12 protein-coding genes are annotated in these 14,884 nt (G+C 69.6%); 4 read left to right on the top strand and 8 right to left on the bottom strand.

What is annotated here, in order from left to right; translation table 11 throughout:
• Positions 1-19 precede the first annotated feature (19 nt).
• Positions 20-739 (top strand): GntR family transcriptional regulator, encoded by a 720-nt coding sequence (locus tag JK364_RS11655; RefSeq protein ID WP_201850386.1) that lies wholly within the window; start codon positions 20-22, stop codon positions 737-739.
• Positions 740-863: 124 nt separating this feature from the next.
• Here JK364_RS11655 and JK364_RS11650 read toward each other — a convergent pair whose 3' ends face one another.
• The 7 genes from JK364_RS11650 to JK364_RS11620 form a co-directional block, all read right to left on the bottom strand.
• Positions 864-2,408, bottom strand: a complete 1,545-nt coding sequence (locus JK364_RS11650) for a sugar ABC transporter ATP-binding protein (protein WP_201850385.1) — start codon at positions 2,406-2,408, stop codon at positions 864-866.
• Positions 2,405-3,472, bottom strand: a complete 1,068-nt coding sequence (locus JK364_RS11645; RefSeq protein WP_201850384.1) for an ABC transporter permease — start codon at positions 3,470-3,472, stop codon at positions 2,405-2,407. The genes JK364_RS11650 and JK364_RS11645 overlap by 4 nt, the downstream gene beginning before the upstream one ends.
• Complete coding sequence (locus JK364_RS11640; protein ID WP_201850383.1) at positions 3,469-4,548, bottom strand: ABC transporter permease; 1,080 nt, start codon at positions 4,546-4,548, stop codon at positions 3,469-3,471. The genes JK364_RS11645 and JK364_RS11640 overlap by 4 nt, the downstream gene beginning before the upstream one ends.
• A complete protein-coding gene (locus tag JK364_RS11635; RefSeq protein WP_201850382.1) occupies positions 4,545-5,633 on the bottom strand; it encodes a mandelate racemase/muconate lactonizing enzyme family protein in 1,089 nt (362 codons plus the stop codon). Before JK364_RS11635 ends, JK364_RS11640 begins: the two co-directional genes overlap by 4 nt.
• A 95-nt stretch (positions 5,634-5,728) precedes the next feature.
• Entirely contained in the window at positions 5,729-6,781 is a 1,053-nt protein-coding gene (locus JK364_RS11630) for a substrate-binding domain-containing protein (RefSeq protein WP_307841233.1), read from the bottom strand.
• Between the two features lie 243 nt (positions 6,782-7,024).
• On the bottom strand, positions 7,025-8,410 hold the full coding sequence (locus tag JK364_RS11625) for a chitinase (RefSeq protein ID WP_201850380.1): 1,386 nt from the start codon (positions 8,408-8,410) through the stop codon (positions 7,025-7,027).
• Entirely contained in the window at positions 8,407-9,687 is a 1,281-nt protein-coding gene (locus JK364_RS11620) for a glycoside hydrolase family 16 protein (protein ID WP_201850379.1), read from the bottom strand. Before JK364_RS11620 ends, JK364_RS11625 begins: the two co-directional genes overlap by 4 nt.
• Before the next feature lie 432 nt (positions 9,688-10,119).
• On the opposite strand from JK364_RS11620, the gene JK364_RS11615 reads away from it, so the two are divergent.
• From JK364_RS11615 to JK364_RS11605, 3 genes are all read left to right on the top strand, one after another.
• Positions 10,120-11,154: a chitinase gene (locus tag JK364_RS11615; protein WP_201850378.1), complete on the top strand. Its 1,035-nt coding sequence runs from the start codon at positions 10,120-10,122 to the stop codon at positions 11,152-11,154.
• A gap of 14 nt (positions 11,155-11,168) precedes the next feature.
• The gene (locus tag JK364_RS11610; protein WP_230991769.1) at positions 11,169-12,962 is read left to right on the top strand and encodes a pectate lyase-like domain-containing protein; all 1,794 of its coding nucleotides are present in this window, start codon (positions 11,169-11,171) and stop codon (positions 12,960-12,962) included.
• Between the two features lie 156 nt (positions 12,963-13,118).
• Positions 13,119-14,348 carry a YyaL domain-containing protein gene (locus tag JK364_RS11605; RefSeq protein ID WP_201850376.1) on the top strand — a complete coding sequence of 410 codons (1,230 nt, stop codon included), beginning with the start codon at positions 13,119-13,121 and terminating at the stop codon, positions 14,346-14,348.
• A gap of 25 nt (positions 14,349-14,373) precedes the next feature.
• On the opposite strand, the gene JK364_RS11600 is transcribed toward JK364_RS11605, so the two are convergent.
• On the bottom strand, positions 14,374-14,808 hold the full coding sequence (locus JK364_RS11600; RefSeq protein ID WP_201850374.1) for a MarR family winged helix-turn-helix transcriptional regulator: 435 nt from the start codon (positions 14,806-14,808) through the stop codon (positions 14,374-14,376).
• Positions 14,809-14,884 lie beyond the last annotated feature (76 nt).

The following is a 14,884-nucleotide window of genomic DNA, read 5'->3' as shown; positions in this document are numbered from 1 at the left end:
ATCAGCAGCAGGAGGCCGGATGCCGCCGCAGGACACCTCCGCGACCGGGGCACCGCGGGAAGGGCAGGGACGGGATGTGCCGCCCGCCCGTCAGGCGCTCTCGGACAGCGTCTACGAGAACATCAAGGCCATGGTCATGGACCATGAGATCACCCCCGGCGCACGCGTCAGCATCGAGGCCCTGGCCCGCTCCCTCAGCGTCTCCCCGACCCCCATCCGGGAGGCGCTGGCCAGGCTGGAGGCGGACGGCCTGGTGGTGAAGAGGCCGCTGTCGGGATACCGCACCACCGAGCTGCTGACCCGGCAGGGGCTCGAGGAGCTCTTCGAGATGCGGCAGCTGCTGGAGCCGAGGGCGGCCGCCCTCGCCGCGGTCAACGCCAGTGAGGACCAGCTCGACGCCATCGAGCGGATCGCGGAGGAGATGCACACCCACCCGGGGACCGCCGCCGGACGCTATGCGGCCTACCGCGGCTTCGCCGCCCTCGACCAGCGCCTCCACGACGCGATCGCCCAGGCGTCCGGGCGGCCGCTGCTCGCGGACGCGGTGGAACGGCTCCACTCCCATCTGCATATCTTCCGGCTGAGCAGCCAACTCGGCGCCGATGACCCGACCCTCGCGGAGCACCAGCGCGTGGTCCACGCGATATTGCGCCGCAATGCCGACCGCGCGGCCGAGGCGATGGCGGAGCACCTCGTCCGCAGCCTCGGGCGTCAGCTCAGCCGGGACGAGGAGCCCTGACCCGCGCGGATGAGCCAGGGCCCCGCGCCACGTGGGTCAGGGCCCCGCGCCACGTGGGTCAGGGCCCCGCGCCACGTGGGTCAGGGCCCCGCGCCACGTGGGTCAGGGCCCCGCGCCAGGTGCGTTACGCCTCCACCGTCCGCGGGCCCACCGCCGACGTCGCGCGGTCGTGGATGATGCGGATGATCCGGCCGCTCATCCGCTCGTAGTCGCGGTCGTTGTCGACCTCACCGCGGATCCGGTGGTCGGCCATCACCACCACCCGGTCCGCGAGCGTGATCATCTCCGCGAGGTCGCTGCTGATCAGCAGAATGGGCAGGCCATCGCGGGCCAGCTCCCAGATGAGTTCGTGGAAGGCGTGCTTGGTGCGCACATCGACACCCACGGTCGGCTCGTCCACGATGAGCAGCCGGGTGTCGGCCGCCAGCCATTTCGCCAGGCTCACCTTCTGCTGATTGCCACCGGACAGCTCACCGGCGTTCTGCGCCAGTCCGGCGATGCGGATGCCGAGACGTTCGACGAGGTCATGCGCCACGTCCCGCTCCTCGCGCGCGGAGACAAAACCGAGCGCCTTCGCCAGCCTCTTCCACACCGTCACCGTGATGTTCCGGGCGATGGGCTGCTCCAGGAAGACCCCTTCCTCCTTGCGGTTCTCGGTGAGATAGCCGATGCCGAACCGGTGCAGCGCCTGCCGGGGAGAGGCGATGCGCACCGGCTCGCCGTGCACCCGGATCTCGCCGCCGGTGACGCGGTCGAGGCCGAGCACGGCCTTGACCAGTTCGCTGCGGCCCGCGCCGACCAGCCCGTACAGCCCGACGATCTCGCCGGGCCTGACGTCCAGGCCGATGTCCCGGTGGCCGGCGGCGGTGGAGACTCCGTCGAACGAGAGCACCGGCGCCGCGGAGGTGTCCACCTCCCGGGGACGCATCTCGGCCGCCGCGTGGGCACGGCCCACCATGAGACCGACCACGTCGTCCTGCGTGTGCTCGGCGAGCGGCGCGGATTCGAGCACGGAGGCGCCGTCGCGCAGCACGGTGACGGTGTCGCAGATGGCGAACACCTCCTCCAGCTTGTGGCTGACGAAGACGACACACGTCCCCCGGGCCTTCAGCCGCCGTACGACCTCGAAGAGGCGCTCCGCCTCGCGCGGGGAGAGGGAGGCGGTCGGCTCGTCGAGGAGCAGCACCCGGCTCTCGGTGTACAGGGCCTTGGCGATCTCCACCAACTGCTGCTGCGCCACGGACAGTTCGCGGACCGGCCGGTCCGGGTCGAGGTCCAGGCCCAGCTCCCCGAGGCACCGCAGCGCGGGGTCGGTCATGGCCGCGCGGTCGATGAGACCCCGGTGTGAGGGAGGGCTCTGCAGCGTGATGTTCTCGGCCACCGAGAAGCCGGGAATCAGATTGCGCTCCTGGTGCACCACGCCGATGCCGGTGCGGGTGGCCTCCAGGGGCGAGCGCGGACGCACTTCGCCACCGCGCCAGAGGAGACGGCCGCTGTCAGGCGCGTGCACCCCGGTCAGGACCTTGATGAGGGTGGACTTTCCCGCGCCGTTCTCGCCGAGCAGCGCGTGGACGGACCCGGCGGTGAGGCGCAGTCCGACGCCGTCCAGGGCCCGTACCCCGGGAAACACCTTGACGATGGCCTGGCATTCGAGAAGGACGTCGTTCATCCGGAGCCTCCCGTGTGCGGCGACACGGCGGCGGGCCGCGCGTCACTTCGCGGTGGTACGGGCGGTGCGCTCCCGCGCGAACCACCCCTCTTGGCCAAGTGGCTCTGGTGGATGCGGCCGCCGACCACCGTGCCGAGCACGACCACGCCGATGAGGAAGTTCACCCAGCTCGGATCGAGCGAGAACTGGGCGCGTGCGGCGTCGATGAGCCGCATCACGAAGGCCGCCAGCACCGTGCCGAGCACCGCGACCGAGCCACCGGTGAGCGCGACGCCGCCGATGATGGGGGCCGCGAAGCTGGGCAGCAGCCAGTCGCCGCCGACACTGCGGTTGACGCCCGGCAGTGACGCCGTGGCGGTCAGGGCGGCCACGCCGATCAGGAGCCCCGACAGGGCGTGGGCGAGCACGATCTGCCGGTCGGTGGAGATGCCCGACAGCCTGGCCGCCAGCGGATTGCCACCCGCCGCGAGCAGCCGCCGGCCGGCGGTGGCGCGGTACAGGAAGGCGGCGAGCAGGGCCGCGGCGGCCAGCGCGGTGACGAACACCAGCGGCACGTTCAGCGGGGCCGCCCGGCCGAAGTCCCGCAGGGCGGCGGAGTATCCGTCGACGGTGCGGGTGCCGGTCAGCCCGTACTGCGCCCCCTGGAGGATCGTCATCGTCCCGAGAGTGACGATAAAACCGTTGATCTTCGTCACCACGATGAACAGGCCCGTCACCAGACCGACGGCCGTGGCCGTCAGCACCCCGGCCACCACCGCGACCGGGGCGGGCACGCCCCGGTCCGCCATGAGGACACCCATCAGACAGGCGGTGAAGCCACCGAGCGCGCCCACCGCGAGATTGAGCTGTCCGACGCACAGCGCCACCATCTGGGCCAGCCCGATGAGGACGGGGGTGGCCAGGTACCGCAGGAAGGTGCGCACCGAAGGGCCCTCGAAGAACGAGCCGGAGGAGGCCACGCCCAGGGCGAGGTAGCCGATGAGCACCACGCCCAGCAGGGTCATCGTCGTGGAGCGGGAGAAGCGGCCCAGGGCCGCGACGCCCCGATCGCGGATCGTGTTCATGTGGAACGCACCACCTTGCGATGGGACACCACGGTGCGCACCCGGTCGGCCGAGAGGGCCAGCAGCAGAACGCAACCGAGGTAGATGTTCAGGCTTTCCAGACCCACCCCGAGCAGATCGAGTCCCTTGCGGATGACGCCGACCAGGGCCGTGCCCAGCAGCGCTCCCACGACGGAGACGACGCCACCGGTGAGCAGGGTGCCGCCGAGCACCGAGCCGAGGAACGAGGGCAGCATGAAGTCGTCCCCGATGGAGGCGCGGAAGGTTCCGGTGCCGACGGCGGCCATGAATCCGGCGAGCGCGGCGAGCAGCCCCGAGAGCGTGTGCGCCAGGATCACGCGGCGGCCGGTGGGAATGCCGGACAGCTCCGCCGCCGCGGGGTTGGCGCCGGTGAGCAGCAGCTCCCGGCCGATACGGGTGGCGCCGTACAGGAAACCGAGGCCGAGCAGGGCCAGGACGGTGAACTGCGCCAGCTGCGGTATCACCGGGGATCCGCACACCGGCCCGACGCAGATGTCGGCGAGCGAGTACGAGCGCAGTTCGTCGAGCCCCGACGGCTTGGTGGTGAAGGCGGCGTTCTCGGTCAGGGCCGAGTAGAGCAGGGAGACGAGTCCCAGCAGCGCGAAGTCCATCGCGAGGGTCACGACGAAGGAGCTCACCCCGGTACGGGTGATGATCCAGCCGGTCAGCGCGCCGATGGCGGCTCCGGCGCACAGACACAGCAGCAGGCCGAGCGGCAGTGGCAGACCCAGCCGGTCGTATCCGAGCCCCGCGAACAGCGCGCCGAAGGCGGCCATCCGTCCGACGGCAAGGTTCATATGCCCCACCGACAGGACGACCATCTGGGCGAGGGCCACCACGGTCAGCGTCGAGATGTCCCGCACCAGCGGGAACAGCACGAGCCGGGCGTCGAGGAAGGTCGGCTGCACCACACCGAACAGGGCGCTGAGGCCGACGACGAGCACGAGCAGGCCGAGCCGCTGGTTGACCCAGAACGGCAGCCGGTGCGCGGGACGCGACGGGGTGGCCCGGGTGGAGCGGATGTCACTGCCCGGCGGGATGACGGGCGTCGTCATGCCACCCTCCGGTCGTCGATGGCGTCCATGTCCCAGTCGATGCCGATGCCCGGTACGTCGGGCGCCACGGCCATCCCGTCGCGCAGCGTCAGCTCACCGCGGGTCACGGCCCGCAGCTGCGGGATGTGCTCGACGTAGCTGCCGTTGGGCACCGCGGCCACGAGGCTGACATGCAGTTCCATCAGGAAGTGCGGGCACACCATGACGTTGTGGCTCTCCGCGGTGTGGGCGACCTTGAGCCATGGTGTGATCCCGCCGACCCGGGCGGCGTCGACCTGCACGACGGAGGCGGCGCCCGTCTCGAGGTAGCCGCGGAACTGCGCCGGCGCGTAGAGGGATTCGCCGACGGCGACGGGAATCCGTGTCGCACGCGCCAGCCGGGCATGGCCGCTGATGTCGTCCGCCGGGAGGGGCTCCTCGATCCAGTACGGGTCGTAGGGCTCCAGCGCGGCCGCCAGCCGGAGGGCGGAGGACATCGTCTGCGACTGGTTGGCGTCCGTCATGATGTGCAGCGAGGGGCCGACCGCCTCGCGTACCGCGCGCAGCCGCTCGGCGTCCTCGGCGGGGTGGGGCCTGCCCACCTTGATCTTGATACCGGCCCACCCGGCCTTCTGCGCCCGCAGTGCCCCCTTGACCAGGTCGTCGGTGGTGAGGTGGAGCCAGCCGCCCTCGGTGTCGTAGACCGGAACCTCCTGGCGGTGGCCGCCGGCCAGCCGCCACAGCGGCTCCCCCGCGCGCTTGCAGCGCACGTCCCACAGGGCGGTGTCCACGGCGGCGAGCGCGAGCGAGGTGATGGCTCCGGTGGTGGTCGCGCGGGTCAGGGCGAACAGCCGCTGCCACAGCGCCTCGACATTGCGCGCGTCCTGCCCGATGAGAGCGGGCAGCAGGTGGTCCCGCAGCAGTGCCAGTACGGAGGTGCCGCCGGTGCCGATGGTGTACGCGTAGCCGGTGCCCGCGCTGCCGTCGGCCGTGGTGAGGTCGACGAGTACCGTCTCCTGCTTGACGAAGGACTGCACCGCGTCGGTGCGGTCGGTCTCCACGGCGATATCGGCCAGCTTGGCCGTGGCGGTCGTGATGATGCTCATCCGGTGATGTCCGCTTTCTGTGCTGCGGCGAGTTTTCTGTGGCGCGGCGAATTTCTGTGGTGCGGCGAATCTCTGTGGCGCGGCGACGGCGGGGATCAGCCGCATGCCAGGACGTCATCGGCGAACCGCTTCTTCAGCTGGGCGGTCTTCGCCTTCCGCGCACGGTCGTAGGTCGTGAGGTTCTCCTTGGTGACGACGAACGAGCCCGAGTCGACGGACTGCCCGGGACTGCGCATGGCGCACTGCCTGGTCTGGAGCAGCGCGAGGGCCCACGCCCCGATCTCGGCCTGCCCCACCGGGTTCTGCACGACGGTGGCGGTGACCGTGCCCTCCCTGATCGAGCTCAGGATCTTGGCGTCGTCGTCGATGGCCACGACCTTCGCCCGCGAACCGGAGCTCCTGACGGCGTCGGCGGCGGCGACGGCCGGGTTGTAGGCGGTGGAGACGATGCCCTGGATCTGCTTGCCCTTGGCCGTCAGCAGGTCGGACACCGCCTTCTGCGCGGTCTGCAGATCCTTGTCGATGTCGGTGACGGTCTGCAGCAGCCGCACCTCGCCGCCCGACTCCTGCACGGCTCGCGCGACGCCCTTGATCCGCAGCTGGGTGTTGGCGTCCACGTTGTTGCCCGTCAGATGGACGAGCCTGCCCTTGCCGCCCATGGCGTCGATGGCGGCCTTGGCCGCCTTGTACGCGGCGAGTTCGACGTCCGTGGAGAGGCAGAAGTCGGCCTCGTTCTTCTTCCCCGCCGGGCAGGAGCCGAGCGATGCCACCGCGAGGCCCTGCGACTTCAGGTCCGCGAACGTGGTGTTGATGTCGGTCGGCGAGACCCCGAAGACGCCGAAGGCGTTGTAGCCGCGCGCGGCGAGGGTGGACAGCAGGTTGTTCTGCTTCTGCTGGTCCCACTCCGCCGTCTCGTCGAACCGCACGTCCCCGAGCCGGTAGGTCTTCTTCGCCTGGGCGCCGGCGGTCTTCCAGGGCTGGAAGTAGGGGTGGGCGCCGCCGGGGACGAGCGCGACCTTGGTGGCGGATCCATCCGCGAGCACGGCCGAGCCGCCGCCCGCCCGCGCGGACGCGGGGGCCTGCCCGCCCGACGGCTCACCCGAGTTCTTGAGCGTGCAGGCTGTCGAACCCGTGGCCAGCAACGCCACGGCGACAACTCCCGGCAGAAGAGATCTGGTCCGGAGACGCACCTCCTCACCCCCATGGAATCAAATAGGAAATTGATGCCGCGATGGTGTGCCAGTCGAGCCGCCCCGTCAAGACTCTCGACAAAACCCCCTGCAAGTCGCCTGGCAGACGCCCGGCAGACGCGAGATCCGGCACCCCCGTGGCTCGGGCGCCGGATCTCGTCTCTCAGCTTCCTATAGGAAATGACTGCGTCGGGTCGTGGGTCAGCCGCCGTACTGGGCGAAGACGCGGGTGAAGTCCCACGGCTGCTGGGAGACGCCCGAGCAGGTGTCGGCTCCGCCACCGGTGCAGGGCCGGTCCCGGTTGACCGACCAGAAGGTCAGCCGCGCGAGGTGGTTCTGCTGGGCGTAGCCGAGGATGGTGCGGAAGTCGGCCACGGTCACCGTCTCGCCGTTGTCGGTGATGCCGTTCATCGACGAGATGCCGGAGTGCCGGTACGCCTGGTCGTCCGAGTACCCGTAGGCGCTCTTGACCGCGTTCTTGAGCCCCTCGGCGGCGCGGATGGTGAGCTGGCCCATGTTCTGGCCCGCTCCCCCGAAGTTGAACGGCATGATGGTCCAGCTGTCCACGGTCAGCCCGGACGCGGCGGCCTTGCTGATCAGGCTGTTGTCGGGGCCGTTCTGGCCGGTGCCGAAGGTCATGTACACCTTGATGCCGGGGTTGTTGGCCTTGACCGTCTTCAGCGCGTCGACCGTGCGCTGCTGGACGGTCGGACTGTCGTACGCCGCGGCCTCGATGTCGATGTCGATCGCCTTGAGACCGTAGGCGTTGATGACCTTCTGGTACGCGGCGGCCAGCTCGCCCGCGCTGCCGCAGGAGCTCTCCAGCTTGTTGCCGCTCCAGCCGCCGAAGGACGGGATGACATCGCCACCGGCCGACCGCACGGTGTTGACGGTCTGCTGGTCGACCCCTCCGGTGAGCGGACGGCCACCGTCCCACTGCGGGTCGCAGTAGCCGTTGCTGAGCACGAAGGCGAGGGTGAACCACTTGACGCCGGTCGCGTTCATCACGGTGGTGGGGCTCGGCGGGCTGCCCCAGCCGTTGTAGAGGTACGGGGCCACGGCCATGGCACCCGGTCCGGGCGGTGTGGTGTCGCCGCTCGGTGCCGTCCACTTCTGGTTGGCGGCGCCGGTGCAGGTCCATATCTGCAGCCGCGTACCGTTCGCCGAACTCCCGCCCGTGGCATCCAAACACTTGTTGGCCTGCGGATTCACAATGTCACGCGCCGCCGGAACCGCCCACTGCTGCGCCGCACTCCCATTGCAATCCCACAACTGAACCAGCGTGCCATCGGCCGTACCACCCGACGCCACATCCAGACACTTCCCCAACACACGAATCGTGCCATCGGAGCCGACCGTCCACTGCTGCGCGGCAGTTCCGTTACAGTCGTAGAGCTGCACGGCCGTGCCATTGGCGTTGTTGGCGCCCGCCACGTCCACACACTTGCCACCGACACCGGTGATCTGGCCGGTGGCCGCCACGGCGCCACTCGCGGGGAGGCTGGTCAGGCCGGTGAGGAGGGCGGCGGCGGCCGCGGCGCCGAGCACGCCACGCACCCCGGGTCCGCGCAGGAGTCCGCGATTCATCTGGTCACCGTCCACTTCTGATTGGCGGCGCCGGTGCAGGTCCATATCTGCAGCCGCGTACCGTTCGCCGAACTCCCGCCCGTGGCATCCAGACACTTGTTGGCCTGCGGATTCACAATGTCACGCGCCGCCGGAACCGCCCACTGCTGCGCCGCACTCCCATTGCAATCCCACAACTGGACCAGGGTGCCATCGGCCGTACCACCCGACGCCACATCCAGACACTTCCCCAACGCACGAATCGTGCCATCGGAGCCGACCGTCCACTGCTGCGCGCCGCTGCCATTGCAGTCATACAGCTGCACCGGCGTGCCATTGGCATTGTTGGCACCCGCCACGTCCACACACTTGCCACCGACACCGGTGATGGCACCGCCGCTCGGCTGTCCGCTGTCGGTGCTGACCCGGACGTAGTCGACGAGGAGCTGCTGGGGGAAGGAGGTGCTGCCGTCGGGGTCCCCGGGCCAGTAGCCGCCGACCGCGAGGTTGAGGATCACGAAGAAGGGCTTGTTGAACACCCACTGCCGGCCACCGAGGTCGGCGGGGGTGCGCCGCTGGTACACCGTGCCATCGACGGACCAGCTGATGGCGTTCGGGCTCCAGTCGATGGCGAAGGTGTGGTACGCGTCGGCGAACGCCTGGCCACCGGGCAGGGAGTACCCGGCGCCGATGCCACCGGAGCCCGAGTACCCGGGGCCGTGGAGGGTGCCGTGCACCGTGGAGGGCTCGAAGCCCACGTTCTCCATGATGTCGATCTCACCGGAGTTGGGCCAGCCGACCTGTCCGATGTCGTTGCCCAGCATCCAGAACGCGGGCCACATGCCCTGCCCGCGCGGGACCTTCATCCGGGCCTCGACCCGGCCGTAGGTGGTGGTGAACTTGCCGGAAGTGTTCAGCCGGGCGGAGGTGTACTCACACCGTCCGTACCAGCACTGGTAGTTGGCCGGGTTCTCGCGGCGGGCGGTGATGACCAGGTGGCCCTGGCCGTCGAGGGCGGCGTTGCTGTTGCCCGCCGTGTAGTACTGCCGCTCGTGGTTGTTGACGTTGTCCCCCGTCTCGATCTGCCACTTGCCGCCGTTGACGGCGGAGCCGGCGGGCCCGTCGAACTCGTCGGAGAACGTGACGGCGGCCGCCGTGGCGGGTCTCGCGGTGGACTTCGCGGCGGGGCTCGCCGCGGAGGCCGAGGTGCCCTGTGCCAGTCCGGTGGACAGCGACACCAGGGCGAGGACCGAGACCAGGGACAACAGCAGTCGCCGGGGTAAGCGCGGGGAGTCCATGACTCTCCCTTCCAGAAACAGGTGATGACAGGTGTGGAGAGGCATGAGGCGCATGCGAACCAAGTGGTTACGGCGCCGACCGGGTGCGTGAGCGATCTCAGCGGTACTTAGTTCATTACGTGAGTTAAGAAGTGAAGGAAAAGCCTGTCAAGGGTTTGGTATGGACCAGATATGCCAACAAGTCACCGCGCGGAGGGCCGTTCACCGACGAGGACGCCGGCGACACGTCCTGCGAGTTCGCCCTTTGAAGGCAGGTCATTCATTGGTGCGGACCTATTGACGAGACACGTTCAACTCCCGAAATATATGGGCCCGAGAGTCCGGCCGTGACCTTCCGGCCGGACACCGCATGTCGCGGGCTGCGGCGGCGCCTGTCCGACGGACATGCCCACTGCCGGGGCCCGTCCGCGTGTCAGGAAGGCATCCCCCCACATGAATCACAGCGAAGACCTCCCCGCCCGGGACCGCGCGCGGCGCCGCCGTCGGCGGACCGTCCTGGCCGTGGCCGCGGCCCTCGCGGCCACCGCCGCGAGCACGACCGCGGCCGCCTGGGCCGACAACACCGGCCAGGACCAAGCCCCGGCATCCGCCGCGCCCGCCGCCGTGGCCCCCTACCTCTACAACGGATGGGGCAATCCCCCGGACCCGGGCGAGGTGATGGACGCCACCGGCGTCGGCTGGTTCACCCTCGCCTTCGTGCTCGACGCGGGCAGCTGCGACCCGCAATGGGACGGCAGCCGCCCGCTGGCCGGCGGTGCCGACGAGCAGACCGTGAAGGCCATACGGGCCAAGGGCGGCGATGTGGTGCCGTCCTTCGGTGGCGCGAGCGGCAACAAGCTGGAGCAGTCCTGTGCCGACGCGAAGGCCCTCGCCGGGGCCTACCAGAAGGTCATCGACGCCTACGGTCTCAAGGCCATCGACATCGACATCGAGGGCGACGCCTACGACGACCCGGCCGTCCAGCAGAAGACGATCGACGCCCTGAAGCAGGTGAAGGCCGACAACCCGGGGCTGCTCACCTACGTCACCTTCCCCAGCGATCAGAACGGCCCCGACGACGGCATGATCCGCCGGGCCGCCGAATCCGACTTCGAGGCCGACAGCTGGACCATCATGCCGTTCGACTTCGGCGGCGAGGGCCAGAACATGGCCGAGCTGACCAAGCAGGCCACCGACGGGCTGAAGAACGCCGTCAAGGGCGCCTACGGCTACAGCGACGAGGACGCCTACCGGCACAGCGGCCTGTCCTCGATGAACGGCATCACCGACGTCAAGGAGACCGTCACCACGGACGACTTCGAGTCGATCCTGGGCTACGCCTCCGAACACCACCTGTCGCGGCTCTCCTTCTGGTCCGTCAACCGCGACCGCCCCTGCCCCGGCGACTACCCGAACGACGACACCTGCTCCGGAGTCGCCCAGGAGCCCTGGCAGTTCACCGGGATATTCGCCCGGTACAAGGGCTGAGGGGGCACATCACCATGACGAACGACACCACCGCGATGGACACCACCGGGGACACCACTCAACCCGGGCACCGCCGTCGCCGTCGCGTCGCCCGCGCCACCGCCGCGTTCGCCGTGCTGGCCGGCGCCGTCGCCGCGGCGCTGACCGTACCGGCGGCGCACGGCGCGGACGCCGAGCCGGACCTGGGTCCCAATGTGCAGGTCTTCGACCCGTCGATGTCCGCGCAGGAGATCCAGGGCAAGCTCGACTCGGTCTTCGGCGAGCAGGAGAAGAACCAGTTCGGCCAGGCCCGGCACGCCCTGCTGTTCAAGCCCGGCTCGTACGACGTCAAGGCCAATGTCGGCTTCTACACCCAGGTGGCGGGCCTCGGCCTGTCGCCCGACGACACCACCATCAACGGCCAGGTGCACGCCGAGGCCGACTGGTTCGACGGCAACGCGACGCAGAACTTCTGGCGCGACGCCGAGAACCTCGCCGTCAACCCGGACGGCGGCGCGGACCGCTGGGCCGTCTCACAGGCCGCCCCGTACCGCCGTATGCATCTGAAGGGCGATCTGCAGCTGGACGACGGCGGCTGGTCCAGCGGCGGTCTGCTGGCCGACACCAAGGTTGACGGACAGGTGAAGTCCGGATCGCAGCAGCAGTGGCTGTCCCGCAACACCGAATGGGGCAGCTGGACCGGCTCCAACTGGAACATGGTGTTCGTCGGCGCGGAGAACGCACCGGCCGGGGACTTCCCCAACCCGCCGTACACCCGCGTCGACAAGTCGCCCATCACCCGTGAGAAGCCGTTCCTGTACGTCGACGACGACGGCGCGTACAAGGTGTTCGTGCCGGAGGTGCGCAAGGATTCGACGGGCACGTCCTGGTCCTCGGGGTCGCCGAAGGGCGAATCGCTCCCGCTGAGCGACTTCTTCATCGCCAAGCCGGATGCCACGGCCGAGGAGATGAACGCGGCGCTCGACGCGGGCAAGCACCTGCTCATCACCCCGGGCGTCTACCACCTCGACGCACCGCTGAAGGTGACCCGTCCCGACACCGTCGTACTGGGCCTGGGGCTGGCCACGCTGGTTCCCGACAACGGGGTCTCGGCGATGAAGGTGGCCGATGTGGACGGCGTCAAGCTCGCGGGCCTGCTCATCGACGCGGGTACCGAGAACTCCGACACGCTGATGGAGGTCGGCCCCGAGGACTCGTCCGCGAACCACGCCGACAACCCCACCTCGCTGCACGATGTGTTCTTCCGGGTCGGCGGCGCGGGCGTCGGCAAGGCGTCCACCAGCCTGGTGGTCAACAGCTCCAACGTGATCGGCGACCACACGTGGATCTGGCGCGCCGACCACGGCGACGGCGTCGGCTGGGACTCCAACACGGCCGACAACGGGCTCGTCGTCAACGGCGACGACGTGACCATGTACGGCCTGTTCGTCGAGCACTACCAGAAGAATCAGACGACCTGGAACGGCGAGGGCGGCCGCACGTACTTCTACCAGAACGAGATGCCCTACGACCCGCCCGACCAGGCCGCCTGGATGAACGGCTCCACCAAGGGATACGCCGCCTACAAGGTGGCCGACTCGGTCAACCGCCATGAGGCCTGGGGCCTGGGCAGCTACTGCTTCTTCAACACCAACAAGTCCGTCACCGCCGAGCACGCCTTCGAGGTTCCCCAGAGCCCGGATGTGAAGTTCCACGACATGGTCACCGTCTCGCTCGGTGGCACCGGCACCATCAACCATGTCATCAATGACACGGGAGGTCCCTCGGACGCCAACAGCAACGTGGCGAACGTGACCGAGTACCCCTGATCCCTGATCCCGTAACACGCTTCACCAGTTCCACCAGCTTCACCAGTTCGCCTGTGGGGCGCGGGTACGTCGCCCGCGCCCCACAGCCGGCCGAGCGCACGGACCGCATGTCGTCATGTCGTTGTCGGATTCACCACTCGTGAAGGGCGGACACTGATGAGCGTTTCCCGGCGAGCCCTGCTGACCACCGCGGCCGGTACCGCGGCGGCGGCCACTTCGATCGCTCCCCCGGCCCAGGCGGCGGAGGAGGTCCCCGGCCATGCCGCCACGCTCCGCACCTTCCGCGAGACGGCGGACTACGCGGTGGCGAAGCTGCGCGCGGTCGCACCGGGGGTGAGTGGCTTCCCGGTCGGTACGAAGTTCGAGAAGTGGACGTACTCCCAGAACGGCGACTGGGTCGGCGGGTTCTGGCCCGGCACGCTGTGGATGGCGTGGCTGCACAGCGGCGAGGATCGGTTCCGCACCCTGGCCCTCGCCGCCGCGGAGAAGCTCGCCCCCCGCCAGAACGACACCGGCACCCACGACCTCGGATTCCTCTTCTACCCGTCGTGGGTCACCGCCTGGCGGCTCACCGGTGACGAGACCTGGCGGGCGGGCGCGCTGCGGGCGGCCTCCTCGCTGATCCGGCGGTACAACCCGCGCGGCCGTTTCATCCGGGCCTGGGGAGCGCTGGACGAGCAGGCGAACGCGGGCCGGGTCATCATGGACACGATGATGAACCTCGATCTGCTGGCGTTCGCGAGCAGCCAGAGCGGGGACAGCGAGTACCTCGACATCGCCGTGGAGCACGCGAGAACCACCCAGCGGCACTTCCCCCGCCCGGACGGATCCACCCCGCACGTCTTCGACTTCGACCCGTCCTCCGGCGCTCCCCTCGGCCCCGCCACCGTGCAGGGCTACAGCCCGGCCTCCTGCTGGTCACGCGGGCAGGCATGGGGGATCTACGGGTTCACCACCATCCACCGCCGCACCGGCCACCGGGAGTTCCTCACCACCGCCCGGAAACTCGCCGACTTCGCCCTGGGCGCGCTCACCCCGGACAACGTCCCCGTGTGGGACTACCTCGCCCCACAAGCACCCCACGACATCAAGGACGCCTCCGCGGGCGCGGTCATGGCCTGCGGCCTGCTCGACCTGTCCAGGGCCACCGGCGAACCGCGCTACCGCGAGGCGGCGCTGCGGCTGCTCACCGCGCTCTCGCAGACCTGCCTGACCACGAAGTCGACCCGCGCCGAGGCGGTCGTGGCACGCTGTACCCGCAACCGCCCGAGCGAGGACGGCATCGAGATCTCGCTCCCCTACGCCGACTACTACCTGCTCGAAGGCATCCTGCGGGTGCTGCGCCCCGACGACGTCGACCGGGCCATCGACCTGTCCACGGTCTGACACCCACCGCGGTCGAGGGCCACCCTCAAGAGTCGGCGAGGCGGTCCATCAGGCGGGCGGCGAGCAGCAGAACCTGGCGCTCGGTCTCATTGAGGCCGGTGAGCGCGGTGTCGAGCCATGCGTCGCGCTGCGCCATGTCATGGGCGAGGGCCTCGCGGCCCGCCTCCGTGATCTCCAGCAGCCGCTGTCGGCCGTCCCGGTCGTCACGGGTCCGGCTGATCAGGCCGTCGCGTTGGAGTTCGGCGAAGACCCGGGTCAGGGATTGCGGCTGCTGACGGTCGGCGGCGGCGAGGGCACCGGCCGACATGGGTCCGTTGCGCCGCAAGTGGCCGAGGACGCTGCTCTTGTTGAGGCTGAGCCCATCCGCGGGGCGCTCCGCGCCCAGCCTGCGGGCGAGCCGGACCACGCCCTGCCGAATCCCGGCGGACAGGTTCTCATGTGCTGGTTGTTCTGCTGCCACATCGCTAAGCTATCACTTACTAAATACCACCGGTTGGGTTTACTCTAGCCTCCATTCTCAGGTCAGCCCAGGCGGT

The organism is Streptomyces endocoffeicus, assembly GCF_016741935.1.
GTDB classification, from domain to species: Bacteria; Actinomycetota; Actinomycetes; order Streptomycetales; family Streptomycetaceae; genus Streptomyces; species Streptomyces endocoffeicus.
The sequence above is the reverse complement of the archived record's forward strand: the minus strand, read 5'-3'. Positions and strand labels throughout refer to the sequence as shown.

Excerpts from the sequence above, each read along its gene's own strand:
- JK364_RS11605 (WP_201850376.1), top strand. The coding sequence starts at position 13,119 with ATGAGCGTTTCCCGGCGAGCCCTGCTGACCACCGCGGCCGGTACCGCG.
- JK364_RS11615 (WP_201850378.1), top strand. The coding sequence starts at position 10,120 with ATGAATCACAGCGAAGACCTCCCCGCCCGGGACCGCGCGCGGCGCCGC.
- JK364_RS11640 (WP_201850383.1), bottom strand. The coding sequence starts at position 4,548 with ATGACGACGCCCGTCATCCCGCCGGGCAGTGACATCCGCTCCACCCGG.
- JK364_RS11635 (WP_201850382.1), bottom strand. The coding sequence starts at position 5,633 with ATGAGCATCATCACGACCGCCACGGCCAAGCTGGCCGATATCGCCGTG.
- JK364_RS11610 (WP_230991769.1), top strand. The coding sequence starts at position 11,169 with ATGACGAACGACACCACCGCGATGGACACCACCGGGGACACCACTCAA.
- JK364_RS11620 (WP_201850379.1), bottom strand. The coding sequence starts at position 9,687 with ATGGACTCCCCGCGCTTACCCCGGCGACTGCTGTTGTCCCTGGTCTCG.
- JK364_RS11655 (WP_201850386.1), top strand. The coding sequence starts at position 20 with ATGCCGCCGCAGGACACCTCCGCGACCGGGGCACCGCGGGAAGGGCAG.
- JK364_RS11650 (WP_201850385.1), bottom strand. The coding sequence starts at position 2,408 with ATGAACGACGTCCTTCTCGAATGCCAGGCCATCGTCAAGGTGTTTCCC.
- JK364_RS11625 (WP_201850380.1), bottom strand. The coding sequence starts at position 8,410 with ATGAATCGCGGACTCCTGCGCGGACCCGGGGTGCGTGGCGTGCTCGGC.
- JK364_RS11645 (WP_201850384.1), bottom strand. The coding sequence starts at position 3,472 with ATGAACACGATCCGCGATCGGGGCGTCGCGGCCCTGGGCCGCTTCTCC.